Below are 4,360 nucleotides of genomic sequence, written 5' to 3' on the forward strand. Positions count from 1 at the left end.
TTTTTGACGACTCGCTTCTCCTGCTCCAATCCGCGCCACAATCGGAAGGGGTTTTTGTATGAAAATGAAGTTGTTGGTCTTGGCTGGGGCAGCCAGCATTGGATTGGCCGCGTCGGCTACGGCGGCCGTCACGACCAAGCCGGTTTACGGCACGTGGGGGTTCAACCTCACCTCGATGGATGCATCGGTAAAGCCGGGCGATGACTTTTGGACCTACGTCAACGGCGGTTGGGACAGGCGCACGCAGATCGCCTCGGACCGCGCCTCGGCGGGCTATGGAGTCAAACTGACCGAGGAAGCCGAAGTCAACGTCCGCTCGATCCTCGACGAAATGGCGAGGAACACGAAGAAATTCGGCGCCTCGGCCAAGCAGCTCGGCGACTTTTATGCGAGCTGGATGGACGAAGCAGGCATCGAGGCCCGCGGGACCGCGCCGCTCAAGCCATATCTCGCGCGCATAGCCGCCGCGAACGACAAGTCCGCTGTACAAGAGCTGTTCGCGAGCGTCGGTTATGCCTCGCCGGTTGGAATCGGGATCATTCCCGACCTAGCGGATCCAACGCGCTACACGGCTGCCGTCGGACAGGGCGGCCTTGGCATGCCGCGCGATTATTACCTACTCGAAGGCGCGAAGTACGATAATTTTCGCAAGGCCTATCGCGCTTACATCCAACACATGCTTGAACTCGGCGGGATTGAGGACCCGGCTGCCAAGGCGGACACGATCTTTGCGCTCGAAACCGCCATGGCCAAGGTCCAGTGGTCGCCGGCCGAAAGCCGCGACATCGCCAAGCTCAACGACCCCCAGACACTTGCCGGACTTGAAGCGAAGGCACCGGATTGGGATTGGGCGCTGATGCTCACGACCGCCAAGCTGGACGCATCGCCCAAGGTATTGATGACCAACAACACGGCGCTGACGGCGATGGGCAAGATCTTCAGCCAGACGGCGGTGCAGGCGTGGAAGGATTATCTCGCCTTTCACTTCATCAGCGACCACGCCAACGTCCTTCCGAAGGCGTTCGATGATGCCAACTTCGACTTCTTTTCGAAGACTTTGTCCGGGGTACAGGTCAAGCGCGACCGCTGGAAGCGCGGCGTGCAGCTGGTCAATGGCGCGCTCGGGGAGTCGGTGGGCCAAGTCTATGTTGACCGCTATTTCCCGCCCGCAGCCGAAAAGCAGATGGCCGAGCTGATCGAAAATCTGCGCGGATCCTATCAGGAGCGGATCGGTAAATCGCCGTGGATGGATGAAGCGACCCGCAAGGCCGCGCTCGTCAAGCTCGCTGCGTTCGAGCCGCGGATCGGCCACCCGGTCAAATATATCGACTATTCGTCGCTGACGGTCGACCGCAACGACCTGCTTGGCAATGCTATTCGCAGCGAAGTGTTCCAACAGGAGCTTGAGCTGAGGCGCTTCCCCAAGCCAGTCGACCGGACCCTGTGGGGCATGACGCCGCAGACGGTGAATGCCTATTACAACCCGCTCGCGAACCAGATCACCTTCCCGGCCGCAATCCTGCAGCCGCCTTATTTCGATCCGAAGGCGGACCCGGCGGTCAATTACGGCGCGATCGGCGCTATCATTGGCCACGAAATGGGCCACGGCTTCGACGATCAGGGGAGCCAGTTCGGGCCCACCGGCAAGTTCGAGAATTGGTGGACGGCGGAGGCCAAGACAGCGTTTGCGAAGCGCACCGCCTCCCTTGGCGCCCAATATGATTCGTACGAGCCCATTCCAGGCACCCGGATCAAGGGTGCGCTGACGATGGGCGAAAATATCGGCGACCTAGGCGGCGTCGAGGCGGCCTATGGCGCCTTCCAGCGCTTCCAAGCGAAGCACGGCAAGGCCAGGGTGATTGGCGGGATGACTGGCGACCAGCGATTCTTCCTCGCTTATGCCCAGGCGTGGCAGTCCAAGGCGCGCGAGGATGCCCAGCGCCAACAACTGCTGACCGACCCGCACAGCCCGGCCAAGTATCGCGTCAACGGGATCGTCCGTAACGTCGACGCTTGGTACAAGGCGTTCAACGTCCAACCCGGTGACAAGCTGTATTTGCCACCCCAGCAGCGCGTCCACATCTGGTAGCGAGCACGCTGGAAAATATGGCGCCGTCCCGCTAGGGCGGCGCCATGTCGGCGACCGTCCATCCGCTACACCCCGCGCGCGAGCCATCGCTCGAGGCGATGATGGCGCTCGTTGCGGCCGACATGAACGGCGTCAACGCCGTCATTCTCGATCGTATGCAAAGCAAAGTGGCGCTGATCCCCGAGCTTGCCGGTCACCTTATCGCCGGCGGCGGCAAGCGCATGCGGCCGATGCTCACCCTCGCCTGCGCGAGCCTGCTCGATTACTCCGGCAGCCGCCACCAGCAGCTCGCCGCCGCAGTCGAATTCATCCACACCGCGACCCTGCTTCATGACGATGTTGTCGATGGCTCCGGCACGCGTCGCGGCAAGCGCACCGCAAACCTCATCTGGGGCAACCCGGCCAGCGTCCTGGTAGGCGATTTCCTGTTCAGCCGCGCATTCGAACTGATGGTCGAGGATGGCAGCCTCAAAGTCCTCAAGATCCTCAGTCACGCCTCGGCCGTGATCGCCGAAGGCGAAGTCGAGCAATTGACCGCGCAACGGCGGATTGAAACCGGCGAGGAACAGTATCTCCAGATCATCGGCGCCAAGACCGCCGCCCTGTTCGCCGCCGCGTGCCGGATCGCGCCGGTCGTCGCCGAAGCTAGCGAGGAAGCGGAGATCGCGCTCGAAAGTTACGGGCGAAACCTCGGCATCGCTTTCCAGTTGGTCGATGACGTCATCGACTATGCGTCGGACGCGATAACCATGGGCAAAGGCGTCGGCGACGACTTTCGCGACGGCAAGATGACGCTGCCGCTGATCCTGGCTTACGCCCGGGGATCAAGCGACCAGCGCGCGTTCTGGGAGGCCGCAGTGACCGGCGAGCGAGTTTCGGACGACGATCTGGCCCAGGCCATCGCACTGATGCGTTCAAGCGAGGCCTTGTCGGACACGATCGACCGCGCCCGGCATTATGGCCGACGCGCGATCGACTCACTGGGCATGTTCCCCGCCGGCAAAGCCAAAGCGGCGCTGACCGAAGCGGTCGAATTCGCCGTCGCCCGGGCCTATTGATCCGCGTCTAGCCGACCGGGGCCATCAGGTGCGCATATGGCGTCCCGGACCACATCACGTACGGCGACTTGGTGTCGGGCTTGGCACCCGACGAATAGCCCTTAAGCAGGTCCTGCGAGCCAACCACCATGATGTGCGGCCCGGTCTTGACCCATGCATTGTCGGCTGTCGGCGAAGTCGCATAGGGATCGGTGTTGCTGGCGTCGGTTCCGCCCTCGAGCATGTAAATCAGCCCGACGGTGCCGGCGGGGGGTGATTTGTGGCCGATCCACGCCGCGGCCCATTTAGCCGCATTGGCGTCCATGCACATTGGGTCGGGTCCCGGGGTCGCCGGGCTGTCTGGCATGCAGGTCCAGCCGTTCTTGCCCTCGCGCAGGGTCTTCATCGAGCCGTCGGCATTGGCCATGACGATCATCGCATCGCCGGCAATCGAGCCTGGCGCGGCCGACATCGCGCTGGCAATCGGGTCGCGGGAGCCAGCGTTAGTGTCAGCGGCGGCAGTGTTTGCTGTGGCAGCATTGGCCACGGCGTTCGGCGCTGCTGGTTGTGGTTTGCAGCCGTCGCACGCGAGGATCGCGCTGGTGGCCAGAAGCAGCTGGATTTTTGCCATTGTCATGGAGCCCTCCATTCGAAATGCGAAGGACGGTCGCAATACCACCTCAGGGGGCCCGCGCAGAGTCGAAAAGCCCGTCCGCACTTGATTCCGGCAGCCGGCTTTGCCAACTCCTTGCGAACCATGACCGTCGCCCGCATTTCCGAACTCGATCGAAGAACCACCCAGTCAGGCAAATCCAGCGCCGGACGCTGGATGATCGAGTTCGAGCGCGAGGATCCGCTGCGGCCCGATCCGCTGACCGGATGGGCTGGCTCTCGCGACACCAAGCCGCAGGTGCGCCTCAATTTTACCAGCAAGGCGGAGGCGATCGCCTACGCGAAACGCCAAGGTCTTGCTTATCATCTTGTCCCCGCCGGGGCAGTGAAGCTCAAGCTCCAAGCTTACGCCGACAACTTCCGGTAAGTCACGCCCCAAAACTGTCCTTGCGATTCATCCGATTTAGAGGCAGATTAATCCCGCCGAAGTAGGGGGACATCTGCATTCTGCGGACGTGAGGCTGGTCATCGGGACCAGGCCCGAAGCGATAAAACTCTCCCCGGTCGCCCGGGCCTTGGCGGCGCGCACCGTCCAGCCTGCTCTGATCCTGACCGGCCAGCA

4 protein-coding genes are annotated in these 4,360 nt (G+C 62.7%); 3 read left to right on the top strand and 1 reads right to left on the bottom strand.

Annotation, left to right across the window (positions count from 1 at the left end):
• Nucleotides 1-64 precede the first annotated feature (64 nt).
• Together RMO25_RS04390 and RMO25_RS04395 are read left to right on the top strand one after the other, a co-directional pair.
• Nucleotides 65-2,089 carry a M13 family metallopeptidase gene (locus tag RMO25_RS04390; protein ID WP_405051840.1) on the top strand — a complete coding sequence of 675 codons (2,025 nt, stop codon included), beginning with the start codon at nt 65-67 and terminating at the stop codon, nt 2,087-2,089.
• A 44-nt stretch (nt 2,090-2,133) separates the two neighbouring features.
• Nucleotides 2,134-3,147 (top strand): polyprenyl synthetase family protein, encoded by a 1,014-nt coding sequence (locus RMO25_RS04395; protein ID WP_309661387.1) that lies wholly within the window; start codon nt 2,134-2,136, stop codon nt 3,145-3,147.
• Between the two features lie 7 nt (nt 3,148-3,154).
• On the opposite strand, the gene RMO25_RS04400 is transcribed toward RMO25_RS04395, so the two are convergent.
• The gene (locus tag RMO25_RS04400; protein ID WP_309661388.1) at nt 3,155-3,763 is read right to left on the bottom strand and encodes a hypothetical protein; all 609 of its coding nucleotides are present in this window, start codon (nt 3,761-3,763) and stop codon (nt 3,155-3,157) included.
• Between the two features lie 120 nt (nt 3,764-3,883).
• On the opposite strand from RMO25_RS04400, the gene RMO25_RS04405 reads away from it, so the two are divergent.
• Nucleotides 3,884-4,165: an NADH dehydrogenase ubiquinone Fe-S protein 4 gene (locus tag RMO25_RS04405; RefSeq protein WP_309661389.1), complete on the top strand. Its 282-nt coding sequence runs from the start codon at nt 3,884-3,886 to the stop codon at nt 4,163-4,165.
• Nucleotides 4,166-4,360 lie beyond the last annotated feature (195 nt).

The organism is Sphingomonas sp. (genome assembly GCF_031361285.1).
In the GTDB taxonomy this organism is placed as follows: Bacteria; Pseudomonadota; Alphaproteobacteria; order Sphingomonadales; family Sphingomonadaceae; genus Sphingomicrobium.

Excerpts from the sequence above, each read along its gene's own strand:
- RMO25_RS04405 (WP_309661389.1), top strand. The coding sequence starts at position 3,884 with ATGACCGTCGCCCGCATTTCCGAACTCGATCGAAGAACCACCCAGTCA.
- RMO25_RS04395 (WP_309661387.1), top strand. The coding sequence starts at position 2,134 with ATGTCGGCGACCGTCCATCCGCTACACCCCGCGCGCGAGCCATCGCTC.
- RMO25_RS04390 (WP_405051840.1), top strand. The coding sequence starts at position 65 with ATGAAGTTGTTGGTCTTGGCTGGGGCAGCCAGCATTGGATTGGCCGCG.
- RMO25_RS04400 (WP_309661388.1), bottom strand. The coding sequence starts at position 3,763 with ATGACAATGGCAAAAATCCAGCTGCTTCTGGCCACCAGCGCGATCCTC.